At 67.4% G+C, this 15722-nt stretch carries 13 protein-coding genes and 1 pseudogene; 2 read left to right on the top strand and 12 right to left on the bottom strand.

Annotated features, from left to right (window positions below; all coding sequences use genetic code 11):
* A partial coding sequence (locus J8I35_RS29550; protein ID WP_124469915.1) for a GntR family transcriptional regulator occupies positions 1 to 155 on the bottom strand: 155 nt, incomplete at its 3' end.
* Positions 156 to 674: 519 nt separating this feature from the next.
* Between J8I35_RS29550 and J8I35_RS29545 the strand changes: the two are divergent.
* A pseudogene (locus tag J8I35_RS29545) lies at positions 675 to 1031 on the top strand (ABC transporter substrate-binding protein); the annotation flags it as partial.
* 29 nt (positions 1032 to 1060) lie between these two features.
* Here the strand turns inward: J8I35_RS29545 and J8I35_RS29540 are convergent.
* The 9 genes from J8I35_RS29540 to J8I35_RS29500 form a co-directional block, all read right to left on the bottom strand.
* Entirely contained in the window at positions 1061 to 1981 is a 921-nt protein-coding gene (locus tag J8I35_RS29540) for a hypothetical protein (RefSeq protein ID WP_209928386.1), read from the bottom strand.
* Between the two features lie 91 nt (positions 1982 to 2072).
* Positions 2073 to 2396: a TfoX/Sxy family protein gene (locus J8I35_RS29535; protein WP_209928384.1), complete on the bottom strand. Its 324-nt coding sequence runs from the start codon at positions 2394 to 2396 to the stop codon at positions 2073 to 2075.
* A gap of 56 nt (positions 2397 to 2452) precedes the next feature.
* Entirely contained in the window at positions 2453 to 4189 is a 1737-nt protein-coding gene (locus J8I35_RS29530; RefSeq protein WP_209928382.1) for a site-specific integrase, read from the bottom strand.
* Between the two features lie 129 nt (positions 4190 to 4318).
* A complete protein-coding gene (locus tag J8I35_RS29525; protein WP_050014166.1) occupies positions 4319 to 5587 on the bottom strand; it encodes a nitrate/nitrite transporter in 1269 nt (422 codons plus the stop codon).
* Positions 5588 to 5602: 15 nt separating this feature from the next.
* Entirely contained in the window at positions 5603 to 6391 is a 789-nt protein-coding gene (locus tag J8I35_RS29520) for a peptidylprolyl isomerase (protein ID WP_050014165.1), read from the bottom strand.
* A gap of 12 nt (positions 6392 to 6403) precedes the next feature.
* Positions 6404 to 7087, bottom strand: coding sequence for a respiratory nitrate reductase subunit gamma (gene narI / locus J8I35_RS29515; protein WP_050014164.1), 684 nt, complete (start codon positions 7085 to 7087; stop codon positions 6404 to 6406).
* Positions 7088 to 7111: 24 nt separating this feature from the next.
* Positions 7112 to 7813 (bottom strand): nitrate reductase molybdenum cofactor assembly chaperone, encoded by a 702-nt coding sequence (narJ, locus tag J8I35_RS29510; RefSeq protein ID WP_209928381.1) that lies wholly within the window; start codon positions 7811 to 7813, stop codon positions 7112 to 7114.
* Positions 7810 to 9345 (bottom strand): nitrate reductase subunit beta, encoded by a 1536-nt coding sequence (narH, locus tag J8I35_RS29505; RefSeq protein ID WP_089490303.1) that lies wholly within the window; start codon positions 9343 to 9345, stop codon positions 7810 to 7812. Before narH ends, narJ begins: the two co-directional genes overlap by 4 nt.
* Positions 9342 to 13106 carry a nitrate reductase subunit alpha gene (locus tag J8I35_RS29500; protein ID WP_209928376.1) on the bottom strand — a complete coding sequence of 1255 codons (3765 nt, stop codon included), beginning with the start codon at positions 13104 to 13106 and terminating at the stop codon, positions 9342 to 9344. Before J8I35_RS29500 ends, narH begins: the two co-directional genes overlap by 4 nt.
* A gap of 562 nt (positions 13107 to 13668) precedes the next feature.
* On the opposite strand from J8I35_RS29500, the gene J8I35_RS29495 reads away from it, so the two are divergent.
* Entirely contained in the window at positions 13669 to 14724 is a 1056-nt protein-coding gene (locus J8I35_RS29495) for a tetratricopeptide repeat protein (protein ID WP_235356233.1), read from the top strand.
* An 82-nt stretch (positions 14725 to 14806) separates the two neighbouring features.
* Here the strand turns inward: J8I35_RS29495 and J8I35_RS29490 are convergent, their stop codons facing one another.
* Positions 14807 to 14998 carry a DUF2964 family protein gene (locus tag J8I35_RS29490; protein WP_027786097.1) on the bottom strand — a complete coding sequence of 64 codons (192 nt, stop codon included), beginning with the start codon at positions 14996 to 14998 and terminating at the stop codon, positions 14807 to 14809.
* A 13-nt stretch (positions 14999 to 15011) separates the two neighbouring features.
* Positions 15012 to 15491, bottom strand: a complete 480-nt coding sequence (locus J8I35_RS29485) for a universal stress protein (RefSeq protein WP_209928371.1) — start codon at positions 15489 to 15491, stop codon at positions 15012 to 15014.
* Positions 15492 to 15722 lie beyond the last annotated feature (231 nt).

Here is a 15722-nt window from a genome sequence, read left to right as displayed (position 1 = left end):
CTTTCCAGCAGCAGATACGCATGCAGCACCGTCGTGATGCTGATCCGGTGCTGCTGGCTCGCCTGCCGCACCGACGGAATCCGGTCGCCATGCCGGTACACGCCCTGGCGGATCAGGCGCTCGATATCGTCCGCGAGTTTTTCATAGAGTTTCATCGTGCGCCTCCCGCCGACGCGCCCGGCCGCGCCGTCAGGCCGTGTGCGTCCGATACGCACGTGTTGCTCGTGTTTCGCCCGCCGACCGGGCCGTCGTGATTCCTGATCTTCCCCTCCGGTTTTGCCTTTTCCATCGCACTGGCTCTCTCTTGAAGATGCGCCGCCAGGGTTCCGGATCAACTGGATCTGCGGCACTGTGCACTTGATGGTTTGATCTTAAGAGAAGAACAGTTTGCGGCGGGTACACACATCGAACGCGCGAACAAGAGTACAGTTCCGCCCGAATCGCGCATCACGGGAAAACTGTACGTCTTATGAAATGGCCGGACGGTCGGTTGGCCGGCACGAGGCGGCCGGATCGGCCTGGACGCCGCCGTACCGGCGAGGCAATTGGGGGGCACTACTGCAGGGTTTTCGTTGGGAGAGCCACACGATGCGGTTCACGATCGAACACGTAGCCGCGCGTAGCCGCACGTGCCAGATTGATGCGCACGCCGAGCCCGAGTTCCGCGCGGTCGACACGCGGGCGAAAGCACGCAGGATCTGGAGCCCGGCCCCGCGCTCGACAAGCTGCCGTCGGCCGTCGCGTTCGCGCAGCGCGACAAGCGCTACAAGGCGCGCTTCAACCAGGACGTCGAGCTATATGCGCCGTTCGCGTACGACGCCGCGCTCGCGATGATGGCGGCGGTTCGCAAGGCCGATTCGCCCGATCGCGGCAAGATCGTCGCGAGCCTGCCCGGCGTGTCGGTCACCGGCGTGACCGGCAAGATCTCGTTCGACGAGCGCGGCGACCTGATCAAGCCGCCGTACACGCTGTTCCGCGTCGAACAGGGGCAGTGGCACAGCATTCGCACGGTCGGCGGCGCGTCGAACTGATCGACGCCGAGCAGCGGCAACAGGCGGCGTCATCGCGCCGCCTGCTGCCGCTGCACCTCCTGCGCTTTCATCTGCAGATACGCGCCCCGCTCCACTTCGTGCAGCTGCTGCGGATACTGCTCGGTCGCGTCGAACCAGCGCGCGAGGCGCTGGTCGATCGGCTTGTCGAGCGTCGCGAGATACGTGTCGATCGCAAGGTAGTAGCGCATCGTGTTGCGCTCGAGCAGCCCGCGCACGCCGCCGACGTACTGGGGCTGCCCGGCCGACGCGGCGCCGACGGTCGTGAACCCGACCTTGTCGCTGCCGACCGTCGCGAGGTAGGTTTTCATCGCCATCCGGCCGACCGTGCCGAAACCGTACGAATACGTGAGATGCAGGAACGTGCGCGACGCGCCGACCGGCACGGCCTCGAGCGCGATCCGGTAATCCTTCGTGCCCATCGGGCCGCTGTCGGCGGTCAGGTCGACCTGGAAATAATCGGGCGTCGCGGCCGCCACGCGATAGCGGAACTGCACGCGATAGGTGTCCGACAGCTTTTGCTCGATCTTGCGGCCGAGGTTCACGTCGAGCACCGGGCCGTTGCCGCCGCTCGACGCATGACAGTACTTGGTGTTCAGGTGCAGGATCAGCACCGCGCACCAGTTCGCGGGGCCTTGCACGGGATCGTTGAGCTGGCCGTTCACGGCCGCGAACGGATAATCGACGACCGCGTAGATGTCGCCCTTCAGCGACGACGATGCTTCCGACGATTCGAGCACCACGGGCCGGTGAAACGCGTTGTCCTTCAGTTGGGGCCCGAGGCTGCGGTAGCGGTCGAGCAGCGCGGCCGCGCCGCTCGCGCCTTCCGCGCCGAACGACAGCGCGCTCCAGCCGACACACAGGGTCACGACGAGCGCGTACCATGCGCGGCGCGCCGGCCGCGGGCGGCGCGTCAATCCGGATGTCTCCATGTTGGTACTCCCTGGCGCACGACGCTCGCGTGCATGTGTCACAGAATACGCCTGCCCGCCGCACGGCGTGGCGCGGCATGCGGCGCGGTCGTCATCGGCTGCGCTTCACCGGCAGCGGCAGGTGCGCGGCGGTGATCCGGATCAGCGTCGCCAGCCATTCGCGGTCGTCCCAGCGATCGCCGGCAATCACGAGATGCGGCTTCGCGCTCGGATACGGCGGAGCTTCGTCGTACGCGCCGAGATACGCGCGGCCTTCGGGCGTCGGCTTGACGAACAGCCGGTCGTCGCAGACGAGCGCGACCATCCTGCCGTCGCAATAGATGCCGTATTCGCCGAACATCTTGCGGGCCGATACCGTACCGGCCGCCGCGATCTGCTCGACGATGAAATCGACCGTGCGCTGGCTCGACGCCATACGAACCCCCGGGATCGAAACATCGTCTGACCGGCGCCGATGCCGCGCCGTTCCACTCATTTGTCGATGCCGAACGCGCTCGACATCTGCCGCGCCCGCTTCACGTCGTCGCCATGCAGATAGATCGACGTCGTCGAGATCGACGCATGCCGCAGGTTGTCGCGCACCGTCGTCAGCTCCGCGCCGCGCGCCAGCGCGTGCGTCGCATGCGTATGGCGCATCCAGTGCGGGCTCGCCTGGCGCAGCTTGTGCGCGAGCGCCGGGTGGTCGGCTTCGACGGCGTCGGCCGTCTGCGCGAAGAAACGCTGCATCACCTTCCACAGCCGCACGCTGGTGATCGCGGCTGCGTCGTCTTCCGCCAGGCTCGGAATCAGCGGCGTATCGGGCCGCCAGCGCGCCGGCGTAACCGGCAACCGGCGCGCGACCAGATAGCGATCGAGCGCCGTACGCGCGAGCGGCGGCAGCGCGACGCGCGCGGCCTTGCTGCCCTTGCCGATCACCTTCAGCCACGCGTCGCCGTGCGCGTCCGTCTCGATGTCGCCGAGCGTCGCGCCGACCAGTTCGCTCGCGCGCAGCCCGGTCGCATAGCCGAAATCGAGAATGAAACGCAGCCGTTGCGCGGCGGCCGGCGTCCAGCCCGACTGCGGCGCACCGTCGCCCGCGCGCTGGCCGAACTCGAGCCCGTCGGCGATCGTGCGGACCAGCAGCCACTCGCCTTCGGTGAACGCGTGCGACGTATCGAGCGCGGTCGCGCCGCGCGTGTCGCGCACCTTCACGCCCGCGAACGGATTCGCGAGCAGGTAGCGCTGCTCGATCAGCCAGCGGAACAGCGCACCGAGCACCGACAGCGTGTACGCCGCCGAGCGCGCGGACAGCGCGCCCGAGAACGGCCGCCAGTCGGGCGCGCCGCGCGGCCGCACGGGCCCGACCCAGCGCTCGTGCGGCGTCGGCCGCCGGATGAACGCGCGATACGCGAGCGCATCCTCGGTCGTCAGCGACGACAGCGCGCGGCCGCGCTCGACGATCGCCCACAGGATCAGCCGCTCGGCCTCCTTCCGGTACGCGCGCCGCGTCGCGGCCGATTCGTGCAGCGACAGCCACGCGTGCGCGGCCGCGTAATCGTTGTCCGCGTCGAGCGTGCTGGTCGCGCGCGGCGCGCGGAACGTGCCGGCCGAGCCGTCGACTTCATGCGGCAGCTTCAGGTGCTCCCACGGCACGATGCTGCCGCGCGGCGTCGCGGCGATCAGCGCGCGCGCCCGTTCGGTCAGGTCCGGATGCGCGGCGAAGAACGCGTCGATGCGCCGCGCGCTGGCCATGCCGAGGCCCGCGATCGCCCGCCACCACTGGCGCCGGCGCGGAATCCGCACCGTCAGGTCGGCGAGCGTCGCGATCCCGTGCGCACGCAGTGCCACGACCGCGCGCGCCGGCAGCCACAGGCCGACGTCGTCGCTGATCTGCGGTGCCGGCGCGCGTGCATGGCGCAGTTGGGCGATCGCGTCGGTGGCCGCTTTCGCCTCCCGCAAACGCTCACCGTCCGCATGGCCGAGCCGTTCCGCGAGATCGGGGCGGCCAACCTGCCGCGCGACGCGCACGAGGCGACGGCGGATCGCGCCGATCACGCCGCGCGCCGAGCGCCCCGCGCCGAGCCGGTCGGGCAGGTAGCGTTCGACGGCCTGACGCACGGTCATGCCCGCGTACCACGCGCGCAGCGCGGCCAGTTCGTCGGCGTCGGGAAAGCCTGCGGGCGCAGGCGCGGAATCGGCGGAATGCGATGAAGCGAGGCGCGGTTTCATGGGCGCCAGTTTGACAGAAGCGCGCGCGGCCGGATACGTCGCGCGCGCCCTTCCGAACGGGACGATGCGCTGGCGCGACCCGGGCTCCCTCGGGCATCGCACCGGCGCATCGGATCGATCGAAAGGAGGTCAGCCCGTGACGACGGGTGTGCGCCGCACTTCCGACAGGTAAATGAGGATCAGCGACACCCACACGATTCCGTACAGGAACATGAAGCACGTCGTGCGCACGCGCAGCAGGTCGAGCAGCATGCCGAACAGGATCGGCAGCAGGAAGCCGCCGAGCCCGCCCGCGAGCCCGACGATGCCAGTCACGACGCCCATGTTGTCCGCGAAATCGTCGGCGACGTACTTGAAGGTCGACGCCATCCCGAGCGCGAACACCGCGCCGAGCACGAAGGTCAGCGCGACGAAGCCGGCCACCGGCATCGCGACGTTCAGCGTCGCGGTTCCGTCGATCGTGTGAATCACGAAATCGGTCGCCGGGTACGACAGCAGGAACAGCGCGATCCACGCGACCCACAGCCCCCACCACGTGACCGCGTGCGCGCCGAAGCGGTCGGACAGCGCGCCGCCGAGCGCGCGCAGCACGGAGCCCGGCAGCGAGAAGCCGGCCGCGAACGCGGACGCCATCACCAGCGACATCCCGTATTCGCTCTTCAGGTACTGCGGAATCCACAGCGACAGCGCGGTGAAGCCGCCGAACGTGATCGAATAGTACTGGCAGAGCCGCCACACGCGCGGGTCGCGCAGCACCTTGAACGAATCGAGCATCGATCCGCCGCGCTTGCCCGCCCCTGGATCGGGCGCCGACGCGAACCAGAAGATCAGCGCGGTGACGAGCAGCGCGACCGCATAGATGCGCGGCACGAAACGCCAGCCATACGCGTCGAGCAGCAGCGGCGTGACGAACAGGTTGACGGCCGCGCCGCACGTGCCCGCGCCGAACACGCCCATCGCGAGCCCGCGTCGCTGCGGCGGGAAAAACCGCGCGACATACGGCGTGCCGACCGCGAACGACGCGCCGACGCAGCCGAGGAACAGCCCGATCAGCAGGAACTGCCACAGCTGCGTCGCGTAGCTGACGACGTAGACGGGCACCGCGCACACGACGAGCAGCACCGTCATCACGATGCGACCGCCGAAGCGGTCGGTCCACGTGCCGAGCGGCAAGCGCATCAGCGCGCCGGTCAGCACCGGCGTCGACGTGAGCAGCCCGAACTCCGTGCTGTTCAGCCCGAGATCGGTGCGCAACTGCACGCCGAGCACGCCGAACATCATCCACACGACGAAACACACCATGAACGCGAGCGTGCTCGCGGCCAGCACCGACCACGCACGCAGCGGAACGGCCGGTGCGTTCACCACCCGCCCGGCATTACCTTGTTGAGTTGCCATACGCCAAACCCCGTTTCATTGAACCAGCGGCCCGTTCGCACCGTCGAATTCGACGCCTTCGACGCGTGCGCCGCCCGCGAGAATCGCCACGTACTGCCGGATCGCCTGCCGCCGCACGCGCGCCGCGAGGTACGCGGCGATCTGGTCGGCGGCTTCGTCGAACGGCACCGTGTCGCCCGGCACGCGGCGCTCGATGCGCACGATGTGGAAGCCGAAGCGCGTGTTGACGAGTTTGGGCAGCACGCCGGTGCCGTCGGTATCGAACAGCGCGGCCTCGAATTCCGGCACCGTGTCGCCGCGCAGCAGTTGCCCGAGGCTGCCGCCGACTTCCGCCGACGGGCAGTTCGACGACGCGCGCGCGACCGCTTCGAACGTATCGGGCGCGGCCACCACGTCGGCGAGCACCTGTTCCGCGCGCTGCCGCAGCGGCGCGAGCGGCACGCGGTCCGTCATCGCGAACAGCACGTGGCTCGCATGGACGATGTCGTCGCGGCGAAAGCGCGCCGGGTGCTGCGCGTAATAACGCTCGCAAGCCGCGCGATCGGGTTCGGGCACATGCGTGAGTTCGCGTTCGAGCAGCGCGTCGACGGCCGCGTCGTCGAGCGGCGCGCCTTCGTCGAGCAGCGCCAGCGACACCGCGCGCTGCCGCAGCAGCTCGCGCACCGCGAGCGTGCGCCGCGCCGCGTCGAGCGGATCGGCTGCATCGTGGTAGTGCTCGGCTTCCGCCGAGATCGACGCAGCGTCGATCTCGATGCCGTTGACGATCAGCGGCATCGTCGCGACTTCGGAAAGAACCTCGTTCATGCTTTTTCCTCCTCAGCGCTTGCGTACGAGCTGGTACGGACGGATCAGGTACGCGATCGACGCGATCCCGCTCCAGATGTGCACCATCCGCGTGAACGGCGACACGAGGAAGATCGTGAAGCCGAGCAGGATGTGCAGCCGGTACGTGAGCGGCACGCCGACGAGCAGGCTCGCGATGTCCGGCCGGAACGTGACGACGCCCTTCACGTAGTCGGTGAGTTGCTCGAACATCACGCCGTCCATGTGGCGCGTCGACAGTACGACCGTGCCGAGCCCGAGCGCGAGCTGCGCCCACAGCATCAGCACGATCACGATGTCGGACGTGCGGCTGTTCTTGCGGATGCGCGCATCGCCCAGGCGGCGCCAGATCAGGATCGTCAGCCCGACGATCGACGCGACGCCGGCCGCGCCGCCCGCCACCATCGCGACCAACTGGTGCCCGGACGCCGACAGGAACGGCGACACGAGCCAGTGCGGCGCCAGGAAGCCCGCGAAGTGCCCGAGCACGACGACCAGCACGCCCCAGTGAAACAGGTTGCTGCCGAGCCGCAGCATCCCGTGGCGCAGCAGCTGCGACGAATCGCTTTTCCACGTGTACTGCTCGCGGTCGAAGCGGATCAGACTGCCGACCAGTAGCACCGCGAGACAGATGTACGGGTAGATCCCGAACAGGAACTGATGCAGGTAAGCGTTCATGTGTTTCCCCAGTTGGGCCCGCGCTTACGCGCCGCGGGCCGGCCGCTTGTCGTGGAACCGCACCGTCTGCTCCGCGGTCGCCGGTGTTGCAGCGCCGACGAAGCGCACGGCTTCGTCCGCATACGACGCGTCGAGCGCGCGGTAGTCGTCGGCGCTCGGCCGCTCGGCGGCGACGTCGTCGTCCGCGGCGGCCGGTGCGTCGACCGGTGCGAGGCCCGCCATCGGCAACAGCGCGCCGACGACGAAGCTGTAATGACTGCCGCGCTGCGCGAGCTGGCCGGCCACCGCGCGCAGTATCTCGCCGGTTTCAGCGAGCAGGCTGCGCGCATCGGGCGCCGGCAGCCGCGACAGGTATTCGAGGAACACGGGCAGATAGTCGGGCAGTTCGCCCGGGTTCAGGAACAGCCCGTGCCGCTCGTACATCTGCAGCAGGTCGACCATCGCCTGTCCGCGGTCGCGCGATTCGCCGTGCACGTGCTCGAACAGGTGCAGCGACGTCGCGCGGCCGCGATCGAACAGCGCGACGTAGTTCTCCTGCAGCGTCAGCAGGTCGCGCTCGCGCATGTACGCAAAGAACCGTTCGAACCCGGCGCGTACCGTCCTCGGCAAACGCGCCGCTTCGCGCAGGTGCGTTTCGACCGAATCGAGCACGTCGACGAGCGCGTCGTCCGGATAGTCGAGCAGCGCGGCGAACGCCGCATAGGTCGGATCGGGTGCGGTGCTCATCGGGAGACCTCGCGGATCGGAATGGTCCGTGTGCCCTTCTCCTTCTTCGCGCTGAACAGGCTCGCCGACGACCGGCCGTCCGAACAGCCGTTGCCGAACGAGAAGCCGCACGACGCGCGCAGGTCGTACGCGTTCTCCGCATACTCGCGATGTGTGGTCGGGATCACGAAGCGATCCTCGTAGTTCGCGATCGCGAGATAGCGGTACATCTCCTCGACCTGCGCGAGCGACAGCCCGACCTGGTCGAGCACGGCGCGCGCGTCGATGCCGTCGACGTGGCGCGCGCGCATGAACGCGCGCATCGCGAGCAGCCGTTCGAGCGCGAGCTTCACGGGCGCTTCGTCGCCGGCCGTCAGCAGGTTCGCCAGATAGCGCAGCGGAATGCGCAGCGATTCGACGTCCGGCAGGTAGCCGTTCATGCCGAGATCGCCACTGTTGGCGGCCGCGTTGATCGGCGACAGCGGCGGCACGTACCAGACCATCGGCAGCGTCCGGTATTCCGGATGAAGCGGGAACGCGATCTTCCAGTCGATTGCCATCTTGTAGGTCGGCGAACGCCGCGCGGCGTCGATCCACGCGGCCGGCACGCCGTCGCGCTCCGCCTGCGCGATCACAGCCGGGTCTTCCGGATCGAGGAACAGCGACAGCTGCGCTTCGTACAGATCCTTCTCGTTCTCCGCGCTGGCCGCCTCGCTGATCCGGTCCGCGTCGTACAGCAGCACGCCAAGATAGCGAATGCGGCCCACGCAGGTTTCCGAACACACGGTCGGCTGGCCGGCCTCGATACGCGGATAGCAGAAGATGCACTTCTCGGCCTTGCCGCTCTGCCAGTTGTAGTAGATCTTCTTGTACGGGCAGCCGGACACGCACATGCGCCAGCCGCGGCACTTGTCCTGGTCGATCAGCACGATGCCGTCTTCCTCGCGCTTGTAGATCGAGCCCGACGGGCACGCCGCGACGCACGCGGGGTTCAGGCAGTGCTCGCACAGGCGCGGCAGGTACATCATGAAGGTGTTCTCGAACTGCCCGTAGATGTCCTTCTGCACGTTCTCGAAGTTGGTGTCCTTCGCGCGCTTCTCGAATTCGCCGCCGAGAATTTCCTCCCAGTTCGGCCCCCACTCGATCTTCTCGAGCCGCTGGCCGCTGATCAGCGAGCGCGGCCGCGCGACCGGCATCGCACGCGTGTTGCCGGCTTCCTGAAGATGCGCGTAGTCGAACGTGAACGGCTCGTAGTAGTCGTCGATCTCGGGCAAATGCGGGTTCGCGAAGATCTGCGCGAGCAACCGCCACTTGCCGCCGAGTCGCGGCTCGATCCTGCCGTCCGCGCGTCGCTGCCACCCGCCACGCCAGCGGTCCTGGTTCTCCCAGTCCTTCGGATAGCCGATGCCCGGTTTCGTCTCGACGTTGTTGAACCACGCGTATTCCATCCCTTCGCGGCTCGTCCACACGTTCTTGCAGGTCACCGAGCACGTATGGCACCCGATGCACTTGTCGAGGTTCAGCACCATCGCGATCTGTGCGCGTATCTTCATGACGTTTCTCCGGTGCGGACGTTCGACGTATCGGTCGCGGCTTCTTCGCCGTCGAGCCAGTCGACCCTGTTCATCCTGCGCACGATCAGGAATTCGTCGCGATTCGAGCCGACCGTGCCGTAGTAGTTGAACCCGTACGCGAGCTGCGCGTAGCCGCCGATCATATGAGTCGGCTTCAGCGCAATGCGCGTGACCGAGTTGTGGATGCCGCCGCGCGTGCCGGTGATCTCGGAGCCCGGCGTATTCACGATCTTCTCCTGCGCGTGATACATCATCACCATCCCGGACGGAATCCGCTGGCTCACCACCGCCCGCGCGCACAATGCGCCGTTCGCGTTGTAGCACTCGATCCAGTCGTTATCGACCGCGCCGATCGCCTTCGCGTCGTCCTCCGACATCCACACGATCGGCCCGCCGCGCGACAGCGTCAGCATCAGCAGGTTGTCCGTGTACGTGCTGTGGATGCCCCACTTCTGATGCGGCGTCAGGAAGTTCAGCACACGTTCGGGGTTGCCGTTCGAGCGCGTGCCGACCATGTGTTCGTAGCTGCCCGTATCGACCGGCGGCTTGTACGCGCACAGCGATTCGCCGAATGCACGCATCCACGCGTGATCCTGATAGAGCTGCTGGCGGCCGCTCATCGTGCGCCACGGCACGAGTTCATGCACGTTCACGTAGCCGGCGTTGTACGACACGTGCTCGGATTCGATCCCGCTCCACGTCGGCGATGAAATGATCTTGCGCGGTTGCGCCTGGATGTCGCGGAAACGAATCTTCTCGTCCGCGCGCGCGGCGGCCAGGTGCGTGTGATCGATGCCGGTGATGCCGGACAGCGCGCACCATGCCTTCACCGCCACTTCGCCGTTGGTTTCAGGTGCGAGCGCGAGGATCACCTCGGCCGCATCGAGTGCGGTGTCGATCCGCGGGCGCCCTTGCGCGGCGCCGTGAGCGACCTTGTAGTTCAGTTCGCCGAGCAGCTTCACTTCGTCTTTCGCATCCCAGCCGATGCCCTTTCCGGCGTTGCCGAGCTTGTCCATCAGCGGGCCGAGCGACGTGAAGCGCGCATACGTGTTCGGATAGTCGCGTTCGACCGCGACCACCGCCGGCATCGTGCGGCCCGGCACCGGTTCGCATTCGTCGCGCTTCCAGTCCTGCACGTCGAACGGTTGCGCGAGTTCGCCCGGCGTATCGTGCGCGATCGGCGCGAGCACGACGTCGCGCTCGACGCCGAGATGCCCGTCGCACAGCTCGGAGAAGCGCTTCGCGATCCCCTTGAAGATCTCCCAGTCGCTCTTCGATTCCCACGCGGGATCGACCGCCGCCGACAACGGATGGATGAACGGGTGCATGTCGGACGTGTTCATGTCGTCCTTCTCGTACCACGTCGCGGTCGGCAGCACGACATCCGAGTACATGCAGGTCGTCGACATGCGGAAGTCGAGCGTCACGAGCAGATCGAGCTTGCCGCGCGGCGCTTCGTCGTGCCACGTCACCTCCTCGGGACGCCGGCCGCCGGTCGCGCCGAGGTCCTCGCCCTGCACGCCGTGAGTGGTGCCGAGCAGGTGCTTCAGGAAGTACTCGTGGCCTTTGCCCGACGAGCCGAGCAGGTTCGAGCGCCATACGAACAGGTTGCGCGGGAAGTTGTCCGGTGCGTCCGGGTCCTCGCACGCCATCCGCAGCGCGCCGGCCTGCAACTGCCGCGCGACGTCCGCACCCGCCTGCGACGGGTCGCCCAGGCTCGCGCCGACCTTCAGTGGATTCACCGACAACTGCGGCGCGGACGGCAGCCAGCCCATCCGCTCCGCGCGCACGTTGTAGTCGATCGGCGCGCCGTGGAACCGCGACTTGTCCGCAAGCGGCGACAGCAGCGCGGCCGGATCCATCGGGTCGTAGCGCCACTGGTCGGTATGTGCGTAGAAGAACGACGTCGCATTCATCTGGCGCGGCGGGCGGTTCCAGTCGAGCGCAAATGCGAGCGCGGTCCACCCCGTCTGCGGCCGCAGCTTCTCCTGGCCCACGTAGTGCGACCAGCCGCCGCCGGGCTTGCCGATGCAGCCGCACATGATCAACATGTTGATGATCGCGCGGTACGACATGTCCATGTGGAACCAGTGGTTGATCCCCGCGCCGATGATCACCATCGACTTGCCCTGCGTCTTGTGCGCGTTCTCCGCGAACTGCCGCGCGACCGAGATCACGTCCGCGCGCTTTACGCCGGTGATCGCTTCCTGCCACGCCGGCGTGTACGGCAGATCGTCGTCGTAGCTCGCGGCCACGTCGCGCCCGCCGAGCCCCTGGTCGAGCCCGTAGTTCGCGACGAACAGGTCATAGACGGTCGCGACCAGCATGTCGCCGTTGCGCGTCGCGATGCGCCGCACGCCGATCCGGCGCGACAGCACGGACGCATGCTGCGTCGAGTTGAAGTGCGCGTGCGGCTGGTTGCCGAAATACGGGAACAGCACGTCGACCACGTCGTCGTGCGCGGCCGTGCACGACAACCGTGGCGACAGCGCCGCACCCTTCGACGTCTCGCCGCGCAGGTTCCACTTGCCCTTGTCGGCGTCCGCCTGTTGACCCCAGCGGAAGCCGATCGAACCGACCGGCACGACGAACTCGCTGTTCGCGTCGTCGATCATCACGGTCTTCCACTGCGGATGTGCGGCTTCGTCGAGCGCGTCGTCGAAGTCGGATGCGCGCACGAGGCGCTCGGGCACGTAGCCGTCGCCGTGCGGCACGAGCCGCACGAGGCACGGCATGTCGGTGTAGCGCTTGCAGTAGTCGGCGAAATAATCGCTCTTCCCTGCAAGATGAAATTCCTTCAGGATCACGTGGCCCATCGCGAGCGCGAGCGCCGCGTCGGTGCCCTGCTTCGGGTGCAGCCACAGGTCGCCGAACTTCGCGCCTTCCGAGTAGTCGGGAAACACCGACACGACCTTGGTGCCGCGATAGCGCGCCTCGACGAGGAAGTGCGCGTCGGGCGTGCGCGTCTGCGGGACATTGGAGCCCCACATCATGATGAACGTGGAGTTGTACCAGTCGGCCGATTCCGGCACGTCGGTCTGCTCGCCCCAGGTCTGCGGCGACGCGGGCGGCAGGTCGCAATACCAGTCGTAGAAGCTCAGGCACACGCCGCCGATCAGCGACAGGTAGCGCGAGCCCGCTGCGTACGACACCATCGACATCGCCGGAATCGGCGAGAAGCCGACCACGCGATCGGGACCGTAGCGCGCCACCGTGTAGACGTTTGCGGCCGCAACGATCTCGTTGACCTCGTCCCAGCTCGCGCGCACGAAGCCGCCGAGCCCGCGCCGGCTCTGGTACGAGCGCCGTGCTTCATCGTCGTCGACGATCGAGCGCCATGCGTCGACGGGCGCGAGCGTGCGGCGGCGTTCGCGCCACAGCTTCACGAGCGCGCTGCGCACCATCGGATGCTTCAGGCGGTTCGCGCTGTACAGGTACCACGAGTACGACGCGCCGCGCGAACAGCCGCGCGGCTCGTGGTTCGGCATGTCGGGACGCGTGCGCGGATAGTCGGTCTGCTGGGTTTCCCAGGTGACGATCCCGCCTTTCACATAGACCTTCCACGAGCAGGAACCCGTGCAATTCACGCCGTGGGTCGAGCGCACGATCTTGTCGTGCTGCCAGCGCGTCCGGTAACCGTCTTCCCATTTGCGGTCTTCGTCGGTGACGGCGCCGTGCCCGTCTGAAAAGCGTGGCCTCGTGGTGGAGAAATAACGCAATCTATCCAGGAAATGGCTCATGGGGATCTCGTTTTTCCGGTCTTTGGCAGACCCTGATTATTTAAGGAGGGGAAATACTGGTTGTAAAGGACGGTCGGATTGGAATCAGTCCGCCTTCTGCATCCTTTTCGTCCGGCTCGGATGAATTGTCTTTCGGATCGACGTATCACAACTTGATACAAATCACGGCATCGTTCATCGAGCTGCAACGTCCAGAAATAGGGACTGATAGTGTCGCCTGCTATGCTTCGCACGGCAGTGCCGCGTCCTGCCGGTTCGTTTTCCGTTGAATCGGGACATCGGACTCAACCGCATCGAATGGCATTGAACGAACGACGGTGTCATGCGGAATCGCCGGCCGGCAGCGGGCCGTTCATGGAAGACCGCGCAATGCGTTCGACCGTTTTACCGGCCGTCGGCCAATGACATCGCCACCAATAAGAACCGCATTTTCATGACATCACGCCTTTCCACTGCCTGTGTCGCAGCAGCGATCGGGTGCGCCGCCCTGCCCGCCGCCCACGCCCGCACCTACGTCCCGCCGACGGCGTCGTTCGGCAAAGGGGCTTACGTTCATCGATTCGTGTTGCGCGACCCGGTCACGCAACGACCGCTGCCGAATGCGCGCTATCGGCTGTTCCTGCCGGACCAGGCCATCGCGGGGCTGCCCGGCAAATCGGCCGAGCACGACAACGTGATCTTCGGCACGACGGACGCGGCCGGCCGCACGGCCAGGATCCGGCTGCCGAAGTTCCATCCGGAGCAGCAGTGGGTGTTCAACCCGATCATCGGCGAAGGCGAGATGGGTCAATCGTTCCGCCTGGTCGATTCGTCCAGCGACGCGCCGCTCGGCGGCGTGCCGTACGTGCTGGACGTCCAGGACGAATATCTCGCGTGCGGCTATTCGGATGCCCGTGGCAATACCTACTACGCGCAATCGCGTACGCGTCGGAACATCAATCTCTCCACCAGCGTGCTGATCGCCCCCGACGACACCGACTGGTGCGCGGGCCCGGGCGCGGCCATCGCGAACGGCACGAACGCGCCCGGCACGCCGGACCTGTACACGCAATATCTCGGCAGCCTGATCGCCAACGGCAACCGGGTCGGCGGCGAATTACGGCAGCAGATCGTCGCCAAGCTGCTGTCGCTGGCCATCTCGGAACGCGACACGGCGCGTATCGCCGCCGTGCTCGACCTCGGCGACATTTCCGACGATCACCTGAACGACGTCGGCTATCGGCTCGTCGACGCAGGCGTGGAAGTCGAGCGCGGGCTCGCGATGATCGACGCGTATCTCGCGAAGCAACCGGCGGATGCGTATGCGCTCGACAGCAAGGGTTGGGCGCTGTATCGCGTCGGCCGCCACGACGAAGCGCTCATGTGGTTCGACCGCTCGATAGCGACCTTCGCGGCGGACGGCGACGAAGCAAGCGCTGCACGCGAAGCGCATGCGACCGCGCTGGCGCACAAGGGCGAAGTGCTGTGGAAGCTGGGGCGCCAGGATGAGGCGCGCGACGCGTTCGCGCAGGCAGGGAAGATTCAGCCGGAGAGCACCGAGCTGGCGCAAACGTTGAAGCGGCTGATGATTGGGAACGGGCAGGACGACACGAACGCGCCGTCGATGACAAGCGACTAGGCGACATCGCGGCGGCGTAACGGCTGTCGCCAGTCGTCGCGGAACCGTCGACGAACGTGCGCCGCCGCCCCGCCCGTGCGGGTCACTCCTCGCCTTTCGGCCCCGGGTTCAGCATCACGACGAAGCCGGCGACGCCGACGATCAACGCAAGCGCGCCGCCGCGCAGCGCCGTCGCGGCATCGAACAGCAGGCCCGTCACGACGGCCATCATGCCGGCGAGCGACACGAACACGGCGATCGCCGCGACGACGATCCGGTACTGGCGGCGTATCATCGCGCGCGCCGCGTCATGCCGCGGCCGCGGCGGCCGCCGCGTCGGCGTCGTCGCCGCGAATCAGCAGCACCGGGCACTTCGAGCCGCGCACGAAACGCTCGGCGACGCTGCCGAGCAGCACGCGCCGGATGCCGCGCCGCCCGTGCGTACCGACCACCGCGAGATCGATCCCGTGCTCGTTCACGTAGCGTTGCAGGCGTTCCGCGACGTCCTCGCCGATGCTCTCGGTCTCGACGAGTTCGGCTTCGCCCTTCGCGCCGGCCAGCGCGATGATCTGTTCGGCTTCGCGCAGCACCTTGCGCCCGTCGTCGCGGATTTCCTCGACGAGCGCGTGCGGATCGAGACGGCCCGCATACGTAAACAGCACCGACTTGTCGACCACATACACCGCGTTGACGTGCGTGTCGCCCGCCAGCGCCACCTTCACGGCTTCGGCGAGCGCCTGTTTCGACGAAGCGCTGCCGTCGACGGCCACCATGATTTTCTCGTACATGCGAACCTCGCTGGGGTGAGTTGCCGCGCGCGCTGTCGCGTGCGGCCATGCCACCATCATCGGCCGGCGGCGGGGCCGGATGTTGACGGCGGTCAAGCGCCGGCGCTACCGCCGCATGCGGCAAAGCGACGCGACGGGAAGCGGCCGGCTTGCGTTGTCGCTCAGCCCCCGAACCGGGCAGGCGATGCGGACGCCGCTGCCCTTTCGAGCGCCCATCGCGCCGAAGGCGCT

Source organism: Burkholderia sp. CpTa8-5 (assembly GCF_017815045.1).
Classification (GTDB): domain Bacteria; phylum Pseudomonadota; class Gammaproteobacteria; order Burkholderiales; family Burkholderiaceae; genus Burkholderia; species Burkholderia sola.
This window is presented reverse-complemented; position numbering and strand designations above follow the sequence as displayed.

Excerpts from the sequence above, each read along its gene's own strand:
- J8I35_RS29520 (WP_050014165.1), bottom strand. The coding sequence starts at position 6,391 with ATGAACGAGGTTCTTTCCGAAGTCGCGACGATGCCGCTGATCGTCAAC.
- J8I35_RS29530 (WP_209928382.1), bottom strand. The coding sequence starts at position 4,189 with ATGAAACCGCGCCTCGCTTCATCGCATTCCGCCGATTCCGCGCCTGCG.
- narI (WP_050014164.1), bottom strand. The coding sequence starts at position 7,087 with ATGAACGCTTACCTGCATCAGTTCCTGTTCGGGATCTACCCGTACATC.
- J8I35_RS29500 (WP_209928376.1), bottom strand. The coding sequence starts at position 13,106 with ATGAGCCATTTCCTGGATAGATTGCGTTATTTCTCCACCACGAGGCCA.
- narJ (WP_209928381.1), bottom strand. The coding sequence starts at position 7,813 with ATGAGCACCGCACCCGATCCGACCTATGCGGCGTTCGCCGCGCTGCTC.
- J8I35_RS29490 (WP_027786097.1), bottom strand. The coding sequence starts at position 14,998 with ATGATACGCCGCCAGTACCGGATCGTCGTCGCGGCGATCGCCGTGTTC.
- J8I35_RS29525 (WP_050014166.1), bottom strand. The coding sequence starts at position 5,587 with ATGGCAACTCAACAAGGTAATGCCGGGCGGGTGGTGAACGCACCGGCC.
- J8I35_RS29540 (WP_209928386.1), bottom strand. The coding sequence starts at position 1,981 with ATGGAGACATCCGGATTGACGCGCCGCCCGCGGCCGGCGCGCCGCGCA.
- narH (WP_089490303.1), bottom strand. The coding sequence starts at position 9,345 with ATGAAGATACGCGCACAGATCGCGATGGTGCTGAACCTCGACAAGTGC.
- J8I35_RS29535 (WP_209928384.1), bottom strand. The coding sequence starts at position 2,396 with ATGGCGTCGAGCCAGCGCACGGTCGATTTCATCGTCGAGCAGATCGCG.
- J8I35_RS29485 (WP_209928371.1), bottom strand. The coding sequence starts at position 15,491 with ATGTACGAGAAAATCATGGTGGCCGTCGACGGCAGCGCTTCGTCGAAA.